General features: G+C 59.4%; 24 protein-coding genes. 16 read left to right on the top strand and 8 right to left on the bottom strand.

Annotation, left to right across the window (positions count from 1 at the left end; genetic code table 11):
• Nucleotides 1-180: 180 nt before the first annotated feature.
• Both BLT00_RS19785 and BLT00_RS19780 read right to left on the bottom strand, forming a co-directional pair.
• Entirely contained in the window at nt 181-1401 is a 1221-nt protein-coding gene (locus BLT00_RS19785; protein WP_092150697.1) for a CaiB/BaiF CoA transferase family protein, read from the bottom strand.
• A gap of 13 nt (nt 1402-1414) precedes the next feature.
• A complete protein-coding gene (locus tag BLT00_RS19780; protein ID WP_014335919.1) occupies nt 1415-2596 on the bottom strand; it encodes an acyl-CoA dehydrogenase in 1182 nt (393 codons plus the stop codon).
• 156 nt (nt 2597-2752) lie between these two features.
• On the opposite strand from BLT00_RS19780, the gene BLT00_RS19775 reads away from it, so the two are divergent.
• The 10 genes from BLT00_RS19775 to BLT00_RS19730 all read left to right on the top strand — a co-directional run bounded on the left by BLT00_RS19775 (nt 2753) and on the right by BLT00_RS19730 (nt 12591).
• Entirely contained in the window at nt 2753-3652 is a 900-nt protein-coding gene (locus tag BLT00_RS19775; RefSeq protein WP_063323528.1) for a LysR family transcriptional regulator, read from the top strand.
• 431 nt (nt 3653-4083) lie between these two features.
• Nucleotides 4084-5205 (top strand): Re/Si-specific NAD(P)(+) transhydrogenase subunit alpha, encoded by a 1122-nt coding sequence (locus BLT00_RS19770; RefSeq protein ID WP_047230082.1) that lies wholly within the window; start codon nt 4084-4086, stop codon nt 5203-5205.
• A 15-nt stretch (nt 5206-5220) separates the two neighbouring features.
• Nucleotides 5221-5544 (top strand): NAD(P) transhydrogenase subunit alpha part 2, encoded by a 324-nt coding sequence (locus BLT00_RS19765; protein WP_003187010.1) that lies wholly within the window; start codon nt 5221-5223, stop codon nt 5542-5544.
• The gene (locus BLT00_RS19760) at nt 5544-6980 is read left to right on the top strand and encodes an NAD(P)(+) transhydrogenase (Re/Si-specific) subunit beta (RefSeq protein ID WP_063323529.1); all 1437 of its coding nucleotides are present in this window, start codon (nt 5544-5546) and stop codon (nt 6978-6980) included. The genes BLT00_RS19765 and BLT00_RS19760 overlap by 1 nt, the downstream gene beginning before the upstream one ends.
• A gap of 199 nt (nt 6981-7179) precedes the next feature.
• Nucleotides 7180-8673 (top strand): acetyl-CoA hydrolase/transferase family protein, encoded by a 1494-nt coding sequence (locus BLT00_RS19755; protein WP_003196443.1) that lies wholly within the window; start codon nt 7180-7182, stop codon nt 8671-8673.
• Between the two features lie 319 nt (nt 8674-8992).
• Nucleotides 8993-9208: a DUF1127 domain-containing protein gene (locus BLT00_RS19750; RefSeq protein WP_003187014.1), complete on the top strand. Its 216-nt coding sequence runs from the start codon at nt 8993-8995 to the stop codon at nt 9206-9208.
• Nucleotides 9209-9552: 344 nt separating this feature from the next.
• On the top strand, nt 9553-9870 hold the full coding sequence (locus BLT00_RS19745; protein WP_003196441.1) for a DUF2388 domain-containing protein: 318 nt from the start codon (nt 9553-9555) through the stop codon (nt 9868-9870).
• Nucleotides 9871-9976: 106 nt separating this feature from the next.
• On the top strand, nt 9977-10285 hold the full coding sequence (locus tag BLT00_RS19740; RefSeq protein WP_063323531.1) for a DUF2388 domain-containing protein: 309 nt from the start codon (nt 9977-9979) through the stop codon (nt 10283-10285).
• A 27-nt stretch (nt 10286-10312) separates the two neighbouring features.
• Nucleotides 10313-10633 carry a DUF2388 domain-containing protein gene (locus BLT00_RS19735; RefSeq protein WP_003187020.1) on the top strand — a complete coding sequence of 107 codons (321 nt, stop codon included), beginning with the start codon at nt 10313-10315 and terminating at the stop codon, nt 10631-10633.
• Entirely contained in the window at nt 10630-12591 is a 1962-nt protein-coding gene (locus BLT00_RS19730) for a DUF7844 domain-containing protein (protein ID WP_092150694.1), read from the top strand. The genes BLT00_RS19735 and BLT00_RS19730 overlap by 4 nt, the downstream gene beginning before the upstream one ends.
• A gap of 84 nt (nt 12592-12675) precedes the next feature.
• Here BLT00_RS19730 and trpA read toward each other — a convergent pair whose 3' ends face one another.
• Nucleotides 12676-13488: a tryptophan synthase subunit alpha gene (gene trpA / locus BLT00_RS19725; RefSeq protein ID WP_063323533.1), complete on the bottom strand. Its 813-nt coding sequence runs from the start codon at nt 13486-13488 to the stop codon at nt 12676-12678.
• Nucleotides 13488-14720 (bottom strand): tryptophan synthase subunit beta, encoded by a 1233-nt coding sequence (gene trpB, locus BLT00_RS19720; RefSeq protein WP_092150691.1) that lies wholly within the window; start codon nt 14718-14720, stop codon nt 13488-13490. Before trpB ends, trpA begins: the two co-directional genes overlap by 1 nt.
• Nucleotides 14721-14832: 112 nt before the next feature.
• Between trpB and BLT00_RS19715 the strand changes: the two genes are divergently transcribed.
• Complete coding sequence (locus BLT00_RS19715) at nt 14833-15750, top strand: LysR family transcriptional regulator (protein WP_063323535.1); 918 nt, start codon at nt 14833-14835, stop codon at nt 15748-15750.
• Here BLT00_RS19715 and BLT00_RS19710 read toward each other — a convergent pair.
• Nucleotides 15723-16049 carry an ElaB/YgaM/YqjD family protein gene (locus BLT00_RS19710; protein WP_003196426.1) on the bottom strand — a complete coding sequence of 109 codons (327 nt, stop codon included), beginning with the start codon at nt 16047-16049 and terminating at the stop codon, nt 15723-15725. The genes BLT00_RS19715 and BLT00_RS19710 overlap by 28 nt on opposite strands.
• A gap of 155 nt (nt 16050-16204) precedes the next feature.
• Between BLT00_RS19710 and BLT00_RS19705 the strand changes: the two genes are divergently transcribed.
• Nucleotides 16205-16420, top strand: a complete 216-nt coding sequence (locus BLT00_RS19705; protein ID WP_003196424.1) for a dodecin — start codon at nt 16205-16207, stop codon at nt 16418-16420.
• 115 nt (nt 16421-16535) lie between these two features.
• Nucleotides 16536-16757: a DUF1161 domain-containing protein gene (locus tag BLT00_RS19700; RefSeq protein ID WP_092150688.1), complete on the top strand. Its 222-nt coding sequence runs from the start codon at nt 16536-16538 to the stop codon at nt 16755-16757.
• Between the two features lie 53 nt (nt 16758-16810).
• Here BLT00_RS19700 and BLT00_RS19695 read toward each other — a convergent pair whose 3' ends face one another.
• On the bottom strand, nt 16811-17812 hold the full coding sequence (locus BLT00_RS19695) for an LLM class flavin-dependent oxidoreductase (protein ID WP_063323537.1): 1002 nt from the start codon (nt 17810-17812) through the stop codon (nt 16811-16813).
• Nucleotides 17813-18052: 240 nt separating this feature from the next.
• On the opposite strand from BLT00_RS19695, the gene BLT00_RS19690 reads away from it, so the two are divergent.
• Together BLT00_RS19690 and BLT00_RS19685 are read left to right on the top strand one after the other, a co-directional pair.
• Nucleotides 18053-18484: an OsmC family protein gene (locus BLT00_RS19690; protein ID WP_092150685.1), complete on the top strand. Its 432-nt coding sequence runs from the start codon at nt 18053-18055 to the stop codon at nt 18482-18484.
• Nucleotides 18485-18633: 149 nt separating this feature from the next.
• Nucleotides 18634-18867 carry a DUF1161 domain-containing protein gene (locus BLT00_RS19685; protein WP_092150682.1) on the top strand — a complete coding sequence of 78 codons (234 nt, stop codon included), beginning with the start codon at nt 18634-18636 and terminating at the stop codon, nt 18865-18867.
• A gap of 6 nt (nt 18868-18873) precedes the next feature.
• On the opposite strand, the gene BLT00_RS19680 is transcribed toward BLT00_RS19685, so the two are convergent.
• Entirely contained in the window at nt 18874-19299 is a 426-nt protein-coding gene (locus BLT00_RS19680; RefSeq protein WP_063323539.1) for a PA0061/PA0062 family lipoprotein, read from the bottom strand.
• A 39-nt stretch (nt 19300-19338) separates the two neighbouring features.
• Nucleotides 19339-19752, bottom strand: a complete 414-nt coding sequence (locus BLT00_RS19675; RefSeq protein WP_092150679.1) for a PA0061/PA0062 family lipoprotein — start codon at nt 19750-19752, stop codon at nt 19339-19341.
• A gap of 58 nt (nt 19753-19810) precedes the next feature.
• Between BLT00_RS19675 and BLT00_RS19670 the strand changes: the two genes are divergently transcribed.
• Entirely contained in the window at nt 19811-20902 is a 1092-nt protein-coding gene (locus BLT00_RS19670) for an aminopeptidase (protein ID WP_092150676.1), read from the top strand.
• Nucleotides 20903-20954 lie beyond the last annotated feature (52 nt).

Below are 20954 nucleotides of genomic sequence, written 5' to 3'. Positions count from 1 at the left end.
ACTTAACTCATTGAATCTCAAGGAGTTTTCCGTTTCGACTGCGCCGGAAGTGGGGCGAATTATAGACTTCCAGAATCTGCCGTCAACCCTTAATTTCGCTTTTCTATCAATAAGTTGCGCAACACTGGCAAACCCACTGCTTTCGCCCTTATGAATCGTCCTCTATATAGAAGAGAAGACTCATAGAACCCCCGCCTCTCTGAACGCCGTCACCGCGACTTCGTCCAACCCCAACACTCGCTGCAAGACCTCCAGCGTATGCTCCCCTAATAAAGGGGGCGCATTGCGATATTCCACCGGCGTCTCGGAGAGTCGAATCGGACTGGCCACCTGCGGCACGCTCCCAGCCAATACGTGAGGCAATTCCATCGCCAATCCACGCGCCTGCACCTGAGGATCGGCAAACACCTGGGCCAGATCGTTGATTGGCCCACACGGCACACCCGCCTGCTCCAACTGAGCCACCCACTCGGCGGTAGTCTTGAACACCGTCGCCTGGCGAATCAACGGAATCAACACCGCCCGATTCGCCACCCGCAGCTTGTTTGTGGCAAAACGCGGATCGTCGGCCCACTGCGGCTGACCTGCAACCTCAGCGAATTTTCGGAACTGGCCGTCGTTACCCACCGTAAGGATGAAATCGCCATCGGCCGTAGGAAAATCCTGATAGGGCACGATGTTCGGATGAGCATTGCCCAACCGCTTCGGCGCATGACCTGTGGTCAGGTAATTCATCGCCTGATTGGCCAGGCAAGCCACTTGGACATCCAGCAAGGCCATATCGATGTGCTGGCCGCCGCCGGCATGATCCCGATGAGCCAGCGCCGCCAAAATAGCAGCAGTCGAATACAGCCCCGTGAGGATATCCGTCAGCGCGACTCCCACCTTCACCGGCCCCGCCCCCTCATCGCCCTCTGGGCGGCCGGTCAGGCTCATCAAGCCCCCCAACCCCTGAATCATGAAGTCATACCCGGCACGCTTGGCATAAGGGCCCGTCTGGCCAAACCCAGTGATTGAGCAATAGATCAATTGCGGATTGATCGCCTTTAGCGACTCGTAGTCCAGACCATAAGCCGCCAGCCCGCCAACTTTGAAGTTTTCGATCAGGATATCGGACTTAGCCGCCAGCTCTCGCACCAGCCGCTGCCCTTCTGGACGCGTGAAATCGATGGTCACCGACTGTTTGTTGCGATTGGCCGACAGATAATAAGCAGCCTCGGTCGTGTTCTCGCCTCGGGCATCCTTAAGGAAGGGCGGCCCCCAGGCGCGCGTATCGTCACCATTGCCGGGACGCTCGACCTTGATGACATCAGCCCCCAGGTCCGCCAGGATCTGTCCGGCCCACGGCCCGGCCAGGACTCTCGATAAATCCAATACCCGCAGATGTGAAAGCGCGCCCATGACCGTTCTCCTATTAATAGAACGCCTGGATACCGGTTTGCGCACGCCCCAGGATCAGCGCATGAACGTCGTGGGTACCTTCATAGGTGTTTACGACTTCCAGGTTCACGAGATGACGAGCAATGCCGAACTCATCGGAAATACCGTTGCCACCCAGCATGTCCCTCGCCATGCGAGCGATATCCAGGGACTTGCCGCAGGAGTTGCGCTTCATGATCGAGGTGATCTCGACCGCCGCCGTGCCTTCATCTTTCATACGCCCCAGGCGCAAGCATCCCTGCAAGGCCAGGGTGATTTCGGTCTGCATGTCGGCCAGTTTCTTCTGGATCAACTGATTGGCAGCCAGAGGACGCCCAAACTGCTGTCGGTCCAGCGTGTACTGGCGAGCGGTATGCCAGCAGAACTCAGCTGCCCCCAAAGCCCCCCAGGAGATGCCATAACGCGCCGAGTTCAGGCAGGTAAACGGGCCCTTCAGGCCGCGGACATCGGGAAAAATGTTCTCTTCCGGAACGAATACGTTGTCCATGACGATTTCGCCAGTGATGGAGGCGCGCAGGCCGACCTTGCCATGAATAGCCGGTGCACTCAGACCCTTCCAGCCCTTTTCGAGAACGAAGCCGCGGATATCGCCAGCGTCATCCTTACCCCAGACGACAAACACATCGGCGATCGGACTGTTGGTGATCCACATTTTGCTACCCGTCAGGCTGTAGCCGCCTTCCACTTTGCGCGCACGAGTAATCATCGCACCCGGGTCGGAACCATGGTTCGGCTCGGTCAGACCAAAGCAACCGATCCATTCACCAGACGCCAGCTTTGGCAGATACTTCTGTTTTTGCGCTTCGGTACCGAATTCATTGATCGGCACCATGACCAGCGAAGACTGCACGCTCATCATTGAGCGATAACCGGAATCGACGCGCTCGACTTCGCGAGCGATCAGGCCATAGCTGACGTAGTTCAGCCCACTGCCGCCGTACTGTTCAGGAATGGTTGCCCCCAGCAGGCCCACTTCACCCATCTCGCGGAAGATCGCCGGGTCGGTCTTCTCATGGCGGAACGCTTCCAGCACCCGCGGCGCGAGCTTTTGCTGGGCGAACTGCTCGGCAGTGTCGCGGATCATGCGTTCTTCTTCGGTGAGCTGCTGATCCAGCAACAATGGATCGATCCAGTTGAAGCTCGCTTTACCGGCCATGAAAGAGTCCTCGCCAATTAGATGAAAATCGTGGATTGATCCTAGGCGCGCTTTCCTACAAGGGCAAACGAGGATTGCGCACTATCTTGTGCTAATTTCTCACTCCGTAAACGCCATAAACCCCGTTTATGTCGATATTGAGTGAGGCTTGTGTACATGCGCCGTAAAATCCCCAGCACCACCGCCCTGATCAGTTTCGAGGCTGCCGCACGTCATGAGAGCTTCACCAAGGCGGCGCACGAGCTTTCTCTTACCCAAGGCGCTATCTGCCGACAAATCGCCAGCCTGGAAGACTTCCTCAGCGTGGAGCTTTTCCGACGCTCACGTCGAGGCGTCAAACTGACCGAAGCCGGCCTTTCCTACAGCCGTCGAGTTGCCACCCAACTGGATGCCGTCGAGCGCGACGCTCTTTCGGTGATGGGGCATACCGGTGCGAACGTGATCGAACTGGCCGTGGTGCCAACTTTCGGCACTCAATGGCTGCTACCACGCCTCAAGGATTTCCAGCAGCAGCATCCGGAAGTCACCGTCAACCTGACCAACCGCACACGGCCCTTTCTCTTTGCGGACACAGAGTTTGACGCCGCTATCTATTTTGGTGATGCGGACTGGTCCGGCACCGAATCCCACAAGCTGATGGGCGAAAATCCGATGCCGGTATGCAGCCCTACCTTACTGGGAGGCCGGACGAGCCTGACACCAGAGGCCATCGCCGAATTGCCCTTGCTCCAGCAGACGACTCGCCCGTATGCGTGGCGCCAGTGGTTCAACGCCCAGAACCTGAATATTGCGCGAGACCTGACAGGGCCGCGTTATGAACTATTCTCCATGCTCGCCCAAGCGGCTATGCACGACATGGGTATCGCGCTGATTCCGCCCTTTTTGATTCAACGCGAACTGGCAGAGAAACGACTGGTCGTGGCCAACCGTAACGCGCTGTCGAGCATCAAGGCCTATTACCTGATGATTCCGGAGCGAAAGGTCGAATCCGCCTCCCTTCGGGCTTTTCGTGACTGGCTCGTGAAACAAGCCAACGGCTATCTTATTGATTATTAATAAAAAAACAAAAACAGACTTAGGTAGTAAACTAACAGAGGTCGCTACAGATATAAGTTTATGTCGCATTCAGTCAATCTGTTACCGACCCCGTGCAGTAGTCTCCAAAGCGTCTAAATACATGGCCTGGAGCCATATCGCGCAATGCATCAGCGCTTATTCATCTGGCCGATGGGAAAAATTGTCAATTTGAACCTGAATCCTTGGAAAGCACGGCCCACAAGGGCTGCCGTTCGATAATTGCGACATTCGGTCACAGGGTGACTTGTAGTTAATTTTCCGTCACCCGTCATAATCCCTTGAAGGGCTGAATTTTCGCCTGCAAAATGCCGCGCCCCGCCTAGTTTGGCGGGATCGTGCTGATCGGCCGCCCCAGCCGCACCATCCGAAGTGCCTGGGTTTACTCAATAAGATCACGCAGGAGATTTGACGTGCACATTGGTGTTCCCCTCGAAACCCAAACGGGTGAAACACGGGTTGCTGCTACCCCGGAAACCATCAAGAAGTTGATCGGCCAAGGCCATAAAGTCACTGTCCAAAGCGGCGCCGGTATCAAGGCCAGCGTAATTGACAGTGCCTATGAGGCGGCGGGCGCAACCATTGGCAGCGCCAGTGATGCATTCGGGGCCGAACTGATCCTCAAGGTGGTGGCCCCCAGCGACAGCGAACTGACGCTGATCAAGAGCGGCACCGTTCTGGTGGGCATGCTCAATCCGTTCAACAACGAAACCATCGCCAAGCTGGCCGAACGCGGCATTACCGCTTTCGCCCTTGAGGCTGCGCCACGTACCTCCCGTGCCCAAAGCCTGGATGTGCTGTCGTCTCAAGCGAACATTGCCGGCTACAAGGCCGTGCTGCTCGCCGCTCATCACTATCCGCGCTTCATGCCGATGCTGATGACGGCAGCGGGCACCGTGAAAGCGGCGCGCGTGCTGATTCTCGGCGCGGGCGTGGCGGGGTTGCAGGCGATTGCCACCGCCAAGCGCCTGGGCGCAGTGATCGAGGCTTCGGATGTGCGTCCGGCGGTCAAGGAACAAATCGAATCCCTCGGCGCCAAATTCGTCGATGTGCCTTACGAAACCGACGAAGAGCGTGAATGCGCCGTCGGCGTCGGTGGTTACGCCCGGCCCATGCCGGCCAGCTGGATGCAGCGCCAGGCCCAAGCGGTGCACGAGCGCGCCAAGCAGGCGGATATCGTCATCACCACCGCACTGATTCCGGGCCGCAAGGCACCGACGCTGCTGAGTGCCGAAACCGTCGCGCAGATGAAACCTGGCTCGGTGGTCATCGACCTCGCGGCAGCCCAGGGCGGTAACTGCCCGCTGACCGTGGCCGACCAGGTCGTGATCGAGAATGGCGTGACCATTTGCGGCCCGACCAACCTGGCCGGTGAAGTCGCGGCCGACGCTTCGGCGCTGTACGCCCGTAACCTGCTGGACTTCCTGAAGCTGGTCTTCACCAAGGAAGGTCAGTTCGACGTGAACCTGGAAGACGACATTGTTGCCGCGTGCCTGATGTGCCGCGACGGCCAAGTCATCCGTAAAAACGCCTAAGCAGGGATTCAGACAATGGAAGAGCTTATCTCCCCCGGTATCTACAACCTGATCATCTTTGTGCTGGCGATTTATGTCGGTTACCACGTGGTCTGGAACGTGACACCTGCACTGCACACGCCGTTGATGGCGGTGACCAACGCCATTTCGGCGATCGTGATCGTCGGCGCCATGCTCGCTGCCGCACTGACCGTAACGCCTCTGGGCAAGACCATGGGCACCCTCGCCGTGGCCCTGGCCGCGGTGAACGTCTTCGGTGGCTTCCTCGTGACGCGCCGCATGCTCGAGATGTTCAAGAAAAAAGCCCCGAAAGCCGTAAAAGAAGAGGCGCCCAAGTAATGAGCATGAACCTGGTAACGACGCTCTACCTGATCGCGTCAATCTGCTTCATCCAGGCCCTCAAAGGCCTGTCCCACCCCACCACCTCTCGCCGTGGCAACCTGTTCGGCATGCTCGGCATGGCGCTGGCGGTGCTCACCACTGTGGGCCTTATCTATAAGCTCGGTGCTGAGCTGGCGACTGCCGGCATCGGCTACGTCATCGTCGGCCTGCTGATCGGCGGCACCGCGGGCTCGATCATGGCCAAGCGCGTCGAGATGACCAAGATGCCGGAGCTGGTGGCGTTCATGCACAGCATGATCGGCCTGGCGGCGGTGTTCATTGCCATCGCCGCCGTCGTCGAGCCGCAGTCCCTGGGTATCGTCAAGCAGCTGGGTGATTCGATCCCCGCCGGTAACCGTCTGGAGCTGTTCCTCGGCGCAGCCATTGGTGCAATCACCTTCTCCGGTTCGGTGATCGCGTTCGGCAAGCTCTCGGGCAAGTACAAGTTCCGCCTGTTCCAGGGCGCACCGGTACAGTTTGGTGGCCAGCACAAGCTCAACCTGATCCTGGGCCTTGCCACGCTGGGCCTGGGCCTGATGTTCATGTTCACCGGCAACCTCGGCGCGTTCGCCTTGATGCTGGCCCTGGCGTTTGTTCTGGGCGTGCTGATCATCATCCCGATCGGCGGCGCGGACATGCCGGTTGTGGTCTCGATGCTCAACAGTTATTCCGGTTGGGCCGCAGCGGGCATTGGCTTCTCGCTGAACAACTCGATGCTGATCATCGCCGGTTCGCTGGTGGGTTCGAGCGGTGCGATCCTGTCGTACATCATGTGCAAGGCGATGAACCGTTCGTTCTTCAATGTGTTGCTCGGCGGTTTCGGCAACACCGCAGATGCTGCTGGCCCGGCAGGCTCCAAAGAAGCCCGCCCAGTGAAATCCGGCTCGGCTGACGACGCGACCTTCCTGCTGACCAACGCCGACACGGTGATCATCGTGCCGGGCTACGGCCTGGCGGTGGCCCGGGCGCAGCACGCGTTGAAAGAACTGACCGAGAAGCTGACCCACCACGGCGTAACCGTCAAATACGCGATCCACCCGGTGGCTGGTCGCATGCCCGGGCACATGAACGTCTTGCTGGCCGAGGCCGAAGTGCCTTACGACCAAGTGTTCGAGATGGAAGACATCAACTCCGAGTTCGGCCAGGCCGACGTGGTGCTGGTGCTCGGCGCCAACGACGTGGTCAACCCGGCGGCGAAGAACGATCCGAAGTCGCCGATTGCCGGCATGCCGATCCTCGAGGCCTTCAAGGCCAAGACCATCATCGTCAACAAGCGCTCGATGGCCAGCGGCTATGCGGGCCTGGACAACGAGCTGTTCTATCTCGACAAGACCATGATGGTGTTCGGTGACGCCAAGAAAGTCATCGAAGACATGGTCAAAGCAGTGGAATAACGCTCACGGCTTCGCCATCAACGCCCCGACTCGTCGGGGCGTTTTGATTTGTATCAAGGCCGAACGTTACCGATCCGGTAATAATGTTTTGCCTGAAACGCCCGTAATAGAGGCCTTAAATGCGACCTTTGTAGCGGGTCGGGCACCGCGCGAATTCACTAGACTGCGCATCTTGCTTTCCAGCCCGAGATAACAACCTATGTACCGTGATCGCATCCGCTTGCCTTCGTTATTGAATAAAGTGATGAGTGCTGCCGAAGCAGCCTTGTTGATTCAGGACGGCATGACCGTCGGCATGAGCGGCTTTACCCGCGCCGGAGAAGCGAAAGCAGTGCCCCACGCCCTGGCTGAGCGCGCCAAGGTCACTCCGCTGAAAATCAGCCTGATGACGGGCGCGAGCCTGGGTAACGACCTCGACAAGGAACTCACCGAGGCCGGCGTGCTGGCGCGGCGCATGCCATTCCAGGTCGACAGCACGTTGCGCAAAGCGATCAACGCAGGCGAGGTGATGTTCATCGACCAGCATCTCTCGGAAACCGTTGAACAACTGCGCAACGGCCAGCTCAAGCTGCCCGACATTGCCGTGATCGAAGCGGTGGCCATCACCGAGCAAGGGCATATCGTACCGACCACATCGGTAGGTAATTCGGCCAGTTTCGCCATCTTCGCCCGGCAAGTGATCATCGAGATCAACATGGCCCACAACCCGAACCTGGAAGGGCTGCACGACATCTATATCCCGACTTATCGCCCGACCCGCACCCCCATCCCCCTGGTGAAGGTCGACGATCGCATTGGAAGCCCTGCCATCCCGATCCCGCCGGAAAAAATTGCCGCCATTGTCATCACCAACCAAGGGGACTCGCCTTCCACCGTCGCGTCACCGGACAGCGACACCCAGGCCATCGCCGATCATCTGATCGACTTCTTCAAGCAGGAAGTTGCGGCCGGGCGCATGACCAACAAGCTCGGGCCGTTGCAGGCCGGGATTGGCAACATCGCCAACGCCGTGATGTGCGGGCTGATCGATTCCCCGTTCGAAGACCTGACCATGTATTCCGAGGTCCTGCAGGACTCGACATTTGACTTGATCGACGCTGGCAAGCTGAGCTTCGCCTCCGGCAGCTCTATCACGCTGTCGAGTCGACGCAACGCCGATGTATTCGGAAATCTGGAAAGGTACAAGGACAAACTGGTCCTGCGCCCACAGGAGATCTCCAACCATCCCGAGGTCGTACGCCGCCTGGGCATCATCGGTATCAACACCGCGCTGGAGTTCGACCTGTACGGCAACGTCAACTCCACCCACATCTGCGGCACTCGGATGATGAACGGCATTGGCGGTTCGGGGGATTTCGCCCGCAACGCCCACTTGGCGATTTTCGTGACCAAGTCGATTGCCAAGGGCGGCGCCATTTCCAGTGTCGTGCCGATGGTCAGCCATGTGGACCATACCGAGCACGATGTCGACATCCTGGTGACCGAGATCGGCCTGGCCGACCTGCGTGGCCTGGCGCCAAGGGAGCGGGCACGAGTGGTCATCGACAATTGTGTGCACCCGTCCTACCGCCAAGCGTTGAATGATTATTTCGAAGCAGCGTGCGCCCTGGGTGGGCACACCCCGCATATCCTGCGCGATGCACTGAGTTGGCACGTCAACCTAGAAGAAACCGGGCGCATGTTGGCCGTCTGATACAGCTGGATCACCGCTATCGCAAATACAGTTTTGCTTGAAGGCCCTCACTCGAGCCTGATGCAACAAAAACTGTACTGCTGTACCGGTGTTTTCTTACAGTCTTTTCCCACAAAACATCAAACAATCACCTAAAACGCACCAATAACGTGCAGACAGGTACAGTTGCCTCAATATTGACCAGTACACCGCTCTTTAACAGTTAACTGGTCTCTCACAATACAGGTGAACTGTATCTAGAGAGACTGGCCAAACGAGAGGATCATGGGCACCAGTTAAACCACTACCTAATCCCGCCACAAGCGGAAGGATGTCAACCATGGAACGTACACTCAGTTCCGAGCTGTTTTTCGAAGACAAAGCTGAAAAAAACCAGGCTTCTCTGCCTCTTCGCGTTATCGCTAACCTGATGTTGTGGCAGCGCCGCATCGCCAGCCGCCATCAACTGGCTCGTCTGGATTCGCGCCTGCTGGCCGACGCCGGTATCAGCGAAGCACAACGTTACGAAGAGCTGAGCAAGCCGTTCTGGCGCTAACTCAGCGTCGCTGGCCCTGACCCACCGGGTCCACCGCCAGCACCGAATTGAACAAACAAGACCCGTCGCGGGAAACCGCGACGGGTCTTGTCGTTTCCGGGCCCGTTTTTTTTGGAAGACCTGAAGACACAACAGTTCTGCACAATCAAAAAACATACCAGTACAGTTAAGCTTGAACCGTAGCGCCCAATGCGGGCATCATCCTGCCGGTGACCGTCGCAAAGGGCTGTCAGCCAACGCTTTCTGTCCTAATATCGATGCGAACGTGGCGAAGCGAGTCGAGCATGCGTCTCCTCTTCCAGCTACACGCACCGGTATCACCCCATCCTTCAAGGAGTTTCCTCATGATCCGTCTCCGCCTGCTCAGCGCAGTTGCCCTGCTGGCCGTAGCCGCCCACTCCAACGCCAGCAGCTTCATCGTCACCACCGACTCCATCGTCGGAGCACTCAAGGCCACCTCCGACGTGACCTCCGATGCAACCTCATCCCTGCGTGACAACAAGATCGTTCAAGCCGCCCGTGACGACGCTGCCAGCTTCGTGGCCAGCGAAGGCGCCATCCGTGGTGTGAAACTGGAAAGTGCCCTGGACTACATCCGCCAGCAGGCACCACAGCTCAACGCCACCGATGCACAGCTGGCCCAGGCGATCCTGGTGATCTGATGCAACATGAAACATCGGGCGCCAAATGGTGTTCCGATGTTTCAACGCTGGCTCTGGCCCGCAGGTTTGCGCTAGCCTTCAGGCTCGCCATCAACCGTCGAGCCCCATGCGTTTTTACTCAGATCTGTTCATCGCGTCTTTCTTCGTAGTTTTTTGCTGGTCTGTTCCGGCCCATGCTTTCGATGTGTCCACCCAGCAAGTGGTGGTCAGCGGCTATGCCACGAGCATGGTGACCTCTGCGCCCTTCGACCATAAACTGATCGTCGCCGCTCACGATGACGCCGCGGCATTCGTCGCCAGCGACGGGCAACTGCGAGGTGCACAACTGGAATCGGCCTTGGATTACCTGCGCCGAACCCAGCCAAAACTTCACGTCAGCGACCTTGAACTGGCACAGGCAATTCTCGTCCAATAGTTATCCTTATTTCTCCGGAGTCGTTCCATGCGTAGCCCGCTGATTGCTGCCGCCCTAGGCCTGCTGGTGTTGGCCGATGTGGCCCAGGCACATACCCTGGTAGCCACCAGTAACATCATCGTTCGCGCTTCCCAGCGCACGATCGATTTCACTTCCGACACCACCACCTCCATCCGTGATTCGAAAATCGTCCGCGAAGCCCACGACGATGCGGCCAGTTTTGTCGCCAGCAATGGTGAAATTCGTGGCGCTCATCTCGAGGCCGCCTTCGACACCTTGCGCACCCGCGTGCCGGAAGCCCGCGACGCCAGTGACCAGGTTCTCGCCGAAGCCATCCTCGCATTGTGAGGCGGTTCGCCGCCTGGCTGGCGGCCGGGGTCTTGCTGCTCACGAGCAGCCTGGCCCAGGCCGGCTTGCAACTGCACCTCAACGTCGAAGGCCTGAGCCCGGCGCAACAGCAGGCCAGCCAGGCGCTGCTCGATGAAGCCATGCAGGCGCTGCCGCCGCGCTTCATCGAGCGACTGGACCGACGCATCGATGTCGGCTGGACCGACCAGATGCCCGCCAACGCCTACGGCCAGGCCTCGCTGGTGTCGCAACTGGACCTCAACAGCAACCTGCTCGACAGCCTTGTCGACGGCAGCGCCGCGAGGCAAAAGACCCATCGCCCCCACGGCACCGTGCGACGGGAAATGCTCGCCACCGTCCTGCACGAACTGACCCACATTTATGACCGCTCGCGTCTATGGCCAGATGCCGAGCGTACGCTGATCCAGCGTTGCACTCGACGCAACAGCAGCGCCGGCTTGATCGGCCTTCCCGATGAATGCCGGGGCCAGAACGACCGCCGCTTCACCCTCAGCGATGATCCTCGCTTGCTGGACCTCGCCGGCTGGCCACAATACGTTGGCCGGCGCGGTGAGCGGGAACAGCACAACCGCCAGGTCGCCCGCAGCCCGGACCTCTATGAAACGAGCAGCCCCAAGGAGTTCGTCGCGGTCAACATGGAGTACTTCCTCCTCGACCCAAGCTACGCCTGCCGACGCCCCGCCCTGTATCGCTATTACCAGGCACACTTCGGCTGGGCACCTGCCGCCAAGGACACCTGCGCCCAATCGTTCGCGTTCCTCAACGCCGGCAATGACTTCGCCAAGACCCCACTGGGCAAAGTTGATCCAGAGCGGGTCTATGCCATCGATTACCTGCTGGCCGAAGCCAACCAGAACTGGGTGAGCCGCTGGGGCCACAGCATGCTCCGGCTGGTGATCTGTGCACCGGGTCGCCCACGTGGCCCGGACTGCCGACTGGATCTGGACCAACACCTGGTGCTGTCGTACCGCGCCTTCGTCGGCGATGTGCAGCTATCGAGTTGGGACGGGCTGGTTGGCAAATACCCGTCGCGCCTGTTCGTATTGCCGTTGGCCCAGGTGATCGATGAATACACCAAGACCGAGCTGCGCAGCCTGGCGTCGGTGCCGCTGAACCTGTCGCGCACCGAGATCGAGGAGACGGTCGAGCACGCCGCCGAAATGCATTGGAGCTACGACGGCAACTATTACTTCCTGTCCAATAACTGCGCAGTGGAAAGCTTGAAGCTGCTGCGCAGCGGCAGCAACAACGCGCAGCTCAACGGCCTGGACAGCATCATGCCCAACGGCTTGTTGGAAGTCCTCAAGGGCCGGGGCCTGGCGGATACCAGTGTGCTGGATGATCCCAAGGAAGCCTTGCGCCTGGGCTACCGCTTCGACTCGTTCCGCGAGCGCTACCAGGCGATGTTCGATGTGCTGAAGAGGTATCTGCCGATCAAGCAGCAAACGGTGGAAGACTGGCTGGCCCTGGATGCCGCCGAACGCCGCGTCTGGTTCGAACAGGCCGACCTGCGCACCAGCGCGGCATTGTTGCTGCTGGAACAAGCCAGTTATCGCCGGCAATTGTTGTTGGCGCAGGATGAAGTCAAACAGCGCTACCTCGGCGCCCGTGAATTGCAAAACGGCGGAATGGAAAGGGCTAACGCGACGCTGCAGCAGATCCTCGCCAACAGCGGCTTCCTGAGCCGTCCGGCCGAACTGCTGGGCAGCAGCGGCTACGGCTTGCCACAACCCAGCGAGTGGCAACGCCTGGAATCGGAAAGCAGCTTGCGTCAGAAACAGCTTCAAACGCTGACAGGCGACCTGGACAAGGAAGTCCGGGCATTGCTTGAGCCGAGTCGCGCCGCTGAAATTGCTGCCAGCGAGGCCAATGTGAAAGCGATCGGCGAGCATTTGCGCAAACTGCACAAGGCCGGGGGCGGGTTGGAATTGCCCTGACGAGCACTGCTTGAAGCGATAACAAAAAGGGGTTCAGAACCAAGCTCTGAACCCCTTTTTTCGTGCTGCGGGTCGAATCGACAATCAGCTGACACGTGCCTTGCGCACACCATCAGCCAGGGCGGCACACAAACTCAACACGCCATCAATCGCCTGTTCCGCCGTATCGGCATTGGCGATATGGTCGATCAGCGCCGAGCCAACCACCACCCCATCAGCCAATCGTGCGATAGCCGCAGCCTGCTCCGGCGTACGAATACCGAAACCAATGCTGATCGGCAAATCGGTGTGGCGACGCAAGCGCGCCACGGCTTCTTCCACGTGCTCCAACGTCGCGGCACCGGCACCAGTCACACCCGCCACCGACACGTAATATACAAAGCCCGAACTGCCGTTGAGCACCGTCGGCAAACGCACGTCGTCGGTGGTTGGCGTGGTCAGACGGATGAAATCCAAGCCAGCTGCCTGGGCCGGTTCGCACAGTTCACTGTTGTGCTCGGGCGGCATGTCCACAACGATCAGGCCATCCACGCCGGATTCCAGCGCCTCGCCAATGAAACGCTGCACGCCATAACGGTGGATCGGGTTGAAGTACCCCATCAGCACCAGTGGTGTCTCGCTGTTGTCTTTGCGGAACTCACGAACCATCTGCAGGGTTTTCGCCAGGTTCTGCTGGGCGCCCAAGGCACGAATATTCGCCAACTGGATCGCCGGGCCGTCGGCCATCGGGTCGGTGAACGGCATGCCCAGCTCGATGACATCGGCACCGGCTGCTGGCAGGCCCTTGAGGATTGCCAGCGACGTGTCGTAGTCCGGGTCGCCAGCCGTGACGAACGTCACCAGGGCAGCACGGTTTTGTTCCTTGAGTTCGGCAAAACGGGTTTGCAGGCGGCTCATCAGTGTTTCTCCTGCTGGGACTGTTCCATGTGATGCATCACGGTTTGCATGTCTTTGTCGCCACGGCCGGACAGGTTGACCACCATCAGGTGATCCTTCGGCAGGTTGGGTGCGCGCTTGAACACTTCTGCCAGGGCATGGGCGCTTTCCAATGCAGGAATGATCCCTTCCAGTCGGCAGCATTTGTGAAAGGCTTCCAGGGCTTCGGCATCGGTCACCGAGGTGTACTGGACGCGGCCAATGTCGTGCAACCAGGCGTGTTCCGGACCGATACCGGGGTAGTCGAGACCTGCGGAAATCGAATGGGCGTCGATGATCTGACCGTCGTCGTCCTGCAACAGGAAGGTGCGGTTGCCGTGCAATACACCGGGGACGCCGCCGTTCAGGCTCGCCGCGTGCTTACCGGTCTCGATGCCATAACCGGCGGCTTCAACGCCGATGATCTCGACACTCTTGTCGTCCAGGAACGGGTGGAACAGGCCCATGGCGTTGGAGCCGCCGCCGATGCACGCCACCAGGCTGTCCGGCAGGCGACCTTCCTGGGCTTGCAGTTGATCGCGGGTTTCCTTGCCGATCACGGCCTGGAAGTCACGCACCATCGCCGGATACGGATGCGGGCCTGCCACGGTGCCGATCAGGTAGAACGTGCTGTCAACGTTGGTGACCCAGTCGCGCAGGGCCTCGTTCATTGCATCTTTCAGGGTACCGGTACCCGCGACCACCGGGATCACTTCGGCGCCCAGCAGCTTCATGCGGAACACGTTGGCCTGCTGGCGCTCGATGTCGGTGGTGCCCATGTAGATCACGCAATCGAGGCCAAAACGCGCGGCCACGGTGGCGGTCGCCACGCCGTGCATGCCGGCGCCGGTCTCGGCGATGATGCGTTTCTTGCCCATGCGCCGCGCCAGCAGGATCTGGCCGATGCAGTTGTTGATCTTGTGCGCGCCGGTGTGGTTCAGCTCTTCACGCTTGAGATAGATCTTGGCGCCGCCGCAGTATTCGGTCAGGCGCTCGGCGAAGTAGAGCGGACTTGGACGACCGACGTAATCGCGCTGGAAGTAGGCCAATTCCTCAATGAAGGCAGGATCTTCCTTCGCCACTTCATATTCGCGGGCCAGATCAAGGATCAGCGGCATCAGGGTTTCGGCCACATAGCGGCCACCGAACGCACCGAACAGGCCGTTGGCGTCGGGGCCACTGCGCAGGTTGAAGGGGGTCGTGGACTGGGTCATCGGGCGCTCCAAGCAAATGCGTTGAAAGACAATGAGGTTCACTCTACCCCTGACATCCGCCACTGAAAACCGATAAGATCGCCACAACCTGTCAGAAAATCTCACAGATCACATGAGCCACGACCTTCCCCCGCTCAACGCCTTGCGCGCCTTCGAGGCCACCGCCCGCCTGAACAGCGTAAGCCAGGCGGCCGAACAGCTGCACGTCACCCATGGCGCTGTAAGTCGACAGCTGAAGGTGCTGGAAGAACATTTGGGTGTCAGCCTGTTCATCAAGGATGGACGCGGCTTGAAACTCACAGATGCCGGCATGCGCCTGCGTGATGCCAGCACTGACGCGTTCGAGCGGTTACGCAGCGTGTGCGCGGAACTGACGCAAAGCACCGCCGATGCCCCGTTCGTCCTGGGCTGCTCGGGAAGCTTGCTGGCGCGCTGGTTTATTCCCCGCCTGGGCAGGCTCAATGCCGACCTGCCGGATTTGCGCCTGCACCTGTCCGCCGGCGAGGGCGACCTGGACCCCAGGCGACCGGGACTGGACGCCTTGCTGGTATTCGCCGAACCACCCTGGCCGGCCGACATGCAGGTGTATGAACTGGTGAGCGAGCGGATCGGCCCCGTGATGAGCCCGCACTACGCCGGATTTGCCCGCCTGCAGACCGCACCGGCCAGCGCGCTGCTGGACGAATCGTTGCTGCACACCACCTCCCGCCCACAGGCCTGGCCGACCTGGGCACAGCAAAACCACCTTGATCCCCGGGTATTGAAGTTCGGGCAAGGATTCGAGCATCTGTATTATTTGCTGGAGGCCGCCGTAGCGGGGCTCGGCGTGGCGATCGCGCCCGAGCCGCTGGTGGCTGAGGACGTGCGCGCCGGTCGCCTGGTCGCGCCGTGGGGTTTCGATGAAACGGCGGCGCGACTGGCGTTGTGGCTACCCAAGCGCGCCGCAGATGGACGTGCTCGGCAATTGGCCCAGTGGCTCAGGCATGAGCTGAGCCAACCGACTCAGTCTCCGCGTTTGCACAGCAAGTAAGCAGCCAGCAAACCAAGCGCACCGACCGCGACACCCGCTGTGGTCCATGGGTGTTCCTGCGCATAGTCGCGTGTGGCGATCCCGGTTTCACGGGTTTTCACCTTGACCTCTTCATACGCGTCGCTGAGCAGATGGCGAGAATGTTTCAGGGCGTTCTCGGCATTGGCCTTGAGCGACTTGAGGGTCTTACGCGACTCGTCCGAAGCATCGTCCTTCAGGCTTTCCAACGACTTGAGCAGACTCTCGATCTCCGCTTCCATGCTTTGCAACGAGGCTTTGCGTAACGAATTGCTGGCCATGGTGGCTCTCTCCTGCAGTGGTTGAGTGGCGTGTGTGAATTGGGACTGCGGTCGTTTCTGAAAGTGCAGTAAATCTGAACTTCAGTGCGCAAACGGCGACACACGTATGACGAAAAATCGCTGCTAGGCTGTTAAAAACAACCAAGGAGAACCTCATGAGTGATCATCACACTTACAAAAAAGTCGAGCTGGTCGGCTCGTCTCCCACCAGCATTGAAGACGCCATCAATAACGCCCTGGCCGAGGCCAGCAAAAGCCTCAAGCACTTGGAGTGGTTCGAAGTCACGGAAACCCGCGGGCACATCGAAAACGGCCGGGCCGCGCACTTTCAGGTCACCCTCAAAGTCGGGTTCCGGATTGTGAATAGCTGAGGAACGATGAACTTGCACGCTGGCGGAGTGCCATAGGGAATGGCGATGCGCTATGGTACGCGCATTCTGTTTTTCCCATACCTGCCCTATTTGATCCGACCAAGGAGTGCGAGCGATGAAAAAATTGATGGTAGCCCTGGGTTTGCTGAGCCTTGCCGGTGGTGCGTTTGCGGCCGGCAAGCCCTGCGAAGCGCTGAAAAGCGAAATCGCGGCGAAGCTGGATGCCAGGGGCGTGTCAGGTTATTCGCTGGAAATCGTCGATAAAGGCGCAACGACCGACGGAAAAGTCGTAGGCACCTGTGAGGGCGGTACGAAAGAAATCGTCTATAAAAAGTGATTCTTTTCGAACGTCAAAGCCGACGCAGTGCGTCGGCTTTTTTATGCGCGTCATTAGCCTTTCATAACCTGCGCCAGCAACTCGTATGAGTGCAAACGATCGGCATGCTCGTACAGGTCGCTGGTGAAAATCAGCTCATCGGCCTGGGTTTGCTCGATCAGCACGTCGAGCTTGGCGCGAATCTTCTGCGGACCGCCGACCATGGCCAGTCCCAAGAAATCGCCAACCGCTTCTTTCTCATGGGGCAACCAGAGGCCGTTCATGGTTTCGACCGGCGGACGCTGCACCAGGCTCTGGCCGCGCATCAGCGCCAGGATCCGCTGATACACCGACGTCGCCAGGTAATCGGCCTGTTCATCCGTATCCGCCGCCACCAGCGGCACGCCGAGCATTACATAAGGCTTGTCGAGCACTGCCGACGGCTTGAAATGGTTGCGGTAGATGCGAATTGCCTCGTGCATGTAGCGCGGTGCGAAATGGGAGGCGAACGCGTAGGGCAAACCGCGTTCACCGGCCAGTTGCGCACTGAACAGGCTCGACCCCAGCAACCATACCGGCACGTTGGTGCCGGTGCCGGGCATGGCGATGATGCGTTGGTCCGGGGTGCGCGGGCCGAGGTAGCGCATCAGTTCGGCCACGTCTTCGGGGAAATCGTCCGCGCTGCCGGAGCGCTCGCGACGCAGCGCCCGAGCAGTCATCTGGTCGGAACCGGGCGCACGCCCCAACCCCAGGTCGATTCGACCCGGGTAGAGGCTTTCCAGCGTGCCAAACTGTTCGGCGATGATCAACGGCGCGTGATTGGGCAACATGACGCCGCCGGAGCCGACACGAATGGTCGAAGTCCCCCCCGCCAGATAACCCAGCAGCACCGCCGTCGCGGAGCTGGCGATACCGTCCATGTTGTGGTGTTCGGCCACCCAGAAGCGGGTATAACCGTATTTTTCCACGTGCTGCGCCAGGTCCAGCGAATTGCGCAAGGACTGGGCAGCATTGCCATCGGCGCGGACAGGCACCAGGTCGAGGGTTGAGAATTTCACGTCGGACAGCTGTTTCATGGGCCGGGATCTCCAACGGCGTTCCGGGCTTTTCCCGAGGGCAAAAGCCTGCCGTTTTCTAAAGGTGTGTTCCATGCAATGTGGGCATATACCCGAGTTTCAATAGCTGCGAAGAATTTTCCTACTAAATTCGTCGGCTAATCGACAAGGTGAACTTTTCCGGGCGGTCTATCCTCACAACCCAGACAGCTAAAAAAATACCCAGGCGCGTCTCGCGCGCCGGATCTTCAGGAGGCAGACATGGCTATCATCAAGAAAGCATCGGCTCATTGGGAAGGTGACCTGAAAACCGGTATCGGTTCCATCTCCACGGAAACCGGTGTGCTGCGCGAAGCGCCCTACGGCTTCAAGGCGCGCTTCGAAGGCGGCAAGGGCACCAACCCAGAGGAATTGATCGGCGCGGCCCATGCCGGCTGCTTTTCCATGGCCTTTTCGATGATCCTCGGCGATGCCGGGCTCAAGGCCGACAGCATCGACACCAACGCAGAAGTGACCCTGGACCAGGTCGATGGCGGTTTCGCGATCACTGCAGTCAAGTTGGTGCTCAAGGCGAAAATCCCCGGCGCCAGCCAGGCGCAATTCGACGAACTGAGCAAGAAGGCCAAGGAAGGATGCCCGGTTTCCAAGGTGCTGAACGCCCAGATCACCCTGGATGCGACGCTGGTGAGCTGACACATGAAAGGGTCGCAGCCTTCGCAGGCGCTGCCGAGGGCTGCGATTTCTTGAATACGGTCGAGCTGTTTACCCTGGCGCAATTATGGTCGAATGAAACCTGCAGTTTCAGCGCACAGGCAGTGCGCGCTGCCATGAGGAATTCGAACATGAAACGATCAGCCCTGGTGGTCATCGGTTGCGCATTCGCTGCATCTGCGCTTGCCGAACCGAAATCCTGTGAAGAGCTGAAAGCGGAAATCGAAGCGAAGATCCAAGCCAATAACGTATCGTCCTACACGTTGGAAATCGTCACCAACGACGAAGTCCACGATCAGAACATGGTGGTGGGCACTTGCGAAAACGGCACGAAGAAAATCATCTACCAGAAGAACGACCGCTAGAACACGCTACGGAACGCAATTGATTTGTCGCTCTTCGGCCACGATTTGACGCTTGGCGTCATAGAGCCGGGCGCTGGGCGTGAACGCCAGGTTGCGAGCCTCCAGCCGATAGCGCTGGCCGGCCTCGAAATGGTCATAACGCACGAGCATGTAGCACAGCCGCTCTTGCGGTTCGGCTTGCATGCCCAGCCCACCACCGCTAAACACTTCGAAGTCGAAGCGCACTTTCAGTTCGTGGCTGCCCGGCGAAACCTGAAAGAACCGGCCGTCTCGCAATCGCTGGCCATCCAGGCTTTCAGCCATCAGCATTTTGCCGCCCGGCATGGGGGTAGCGAAATCGATCCACGCCATGTTCGGATCGACCGGGGGCAGTGGGCTCGTTGCACAACCGCTCATGGAGACCAGGACCAGTAACAGCAGAGGTAAGCGCATGGTGAATTTCCTGAAATCAGACCCTGAGCATAGCGCCAATCACGTTTGTTGGCAGCCCGCCGGCGTACCTTGCCCCACCACCTTGCGTTGCTGATCGTAAAGCTTGGCCCATGGCCGGAAACCAATGCTGCCGGCCTGCAGCTGGTAACGTTGGCCGGCGTTGAAGTCCTTGAATTTCACGTTCAACCGGCAATCGCGCCACAGCGGCTCGGCATCCGGGCCGATGTTGCCGGGCTCGACGGCAAATTGATAACGCACCGTCAGTTCATGGCTGCCGGGTTGCACTTCGAAGTAGCGCCGGTCGATGGACGTCTTGTCATCGACTTTTAGCGCTTGCAGCGCGGTGTCCTGCTGGCTTCCCAGGTCGATCCACGCTTGGGATGGATCAGGATCAGGCAAACCGGCGCAACCGGTCAGCAGCAACAGGCCGCTCGTCAGCATCAACACGCGCATAGCGAAGCTCCAGGCAAGCGAGATAGTCTTGTGGGCAGACTTCCCAGGGTGATTCCAATTGATCAGGCCGCATTCAAGCCATCGGTTACTCGACCGTGCTTTCCGGATTTTGTTTCCAGGTCTCCTGCTTTTGTTACTGAACGGTTGCTCAAGCGTCGGTTATTACAGCCAGCTCGTCGGTGGGCAATTGCGGTTGTTGCAAGCCCGGGAGCCTATCGACCAGGTCATTGCCGACCCTGCTCGCGATGCTCAACTGAAGGCGCACCTGACCCAGGCGCGTGAGGCACGGACGTTCGCCAGTGATCACCTGCATTTGCCGGACAATAAAAGTTATCGCCTGTATGCAGACATTGGCCGGCCGTTCGTAGTCTGGAATGTCTTCACCACGCCAGAGTTTTCCCTAGCGCCGCAAAATCATTGCTTCCCCATTGCCGGTTGCGTGGCTTATCGCGGTTATTACAGCCAGGGAGCCGCCCGTGGCGAGGCCGCATTGCAGCGTTTGCAGGGCATGGACGTGTCGATCGGTGGTGTGGAGGCCTACTCGACATTGGGTTGGTTCAACGATCCGATCCTGAGTTCGATGATGCATTGGGGCGACGAACGCCTGGCGACGCTGATCTTTCATGAACTGGCGCACCAGCGGTTTTATGTCAAGGACGACACCGAATTCAATGAGTCCTTCGCCACCTTCGTCGAGCAGGAAGGCAGCCGGCAATGGCGCGCCAGTCGTGGGCTGGCGCCGGATAACGGCAAGCACGCGCGCCAGCGCGACCAATTCATCCAATTGATTCTCGACACCCGCCAGCGCCTGGAAGCGCTCTACACCCAACCCCTGCCGACCGAACAGATGCGACAACGCAAGGCACAGGCATTCGAACGCCTGCGCACCGACTATGAGCGGTTGCGGGACACTCAATGGGCCGGTGACAAACGCTACGATGCCTGGGTCTATGCCCCACTGAACAATGCACGGCTGCTGCCGTTCGGGCTGTATGACCAGTGGGTGCCGGCGTTTGCGGCGCTGTTCAGGCGGGAGGGCGGGGACTGGATCAGGTTTTACGCAGCGGTGGCAAAGCTCGGCAAATTGCCGATAGAGGAACGCAAGGCGGCCTTGAAGGCGTTGGCAGCGCCGAAGACTTCTGCAGATTAGGCAGACGTCATCGCGAGCAAGCTCGCACAGGGGCATCCCCAAATCCCGTGGC

The organism is Pseudomonas sp. NFACC51, assembly GCF_900103575.1.
Lineage (GTDB): Bacteria > Pseudomonadota > Gammaproteobacteria > Pseudomonadales > Pseudomonadaceae > Aquipseudomonas > Aquipseudomonas fluorescens_Q.
Note: the sequence above shows the minus strand (reverse complement) of the source record. Positions and strands in the feature narration are given on the sequence as shown.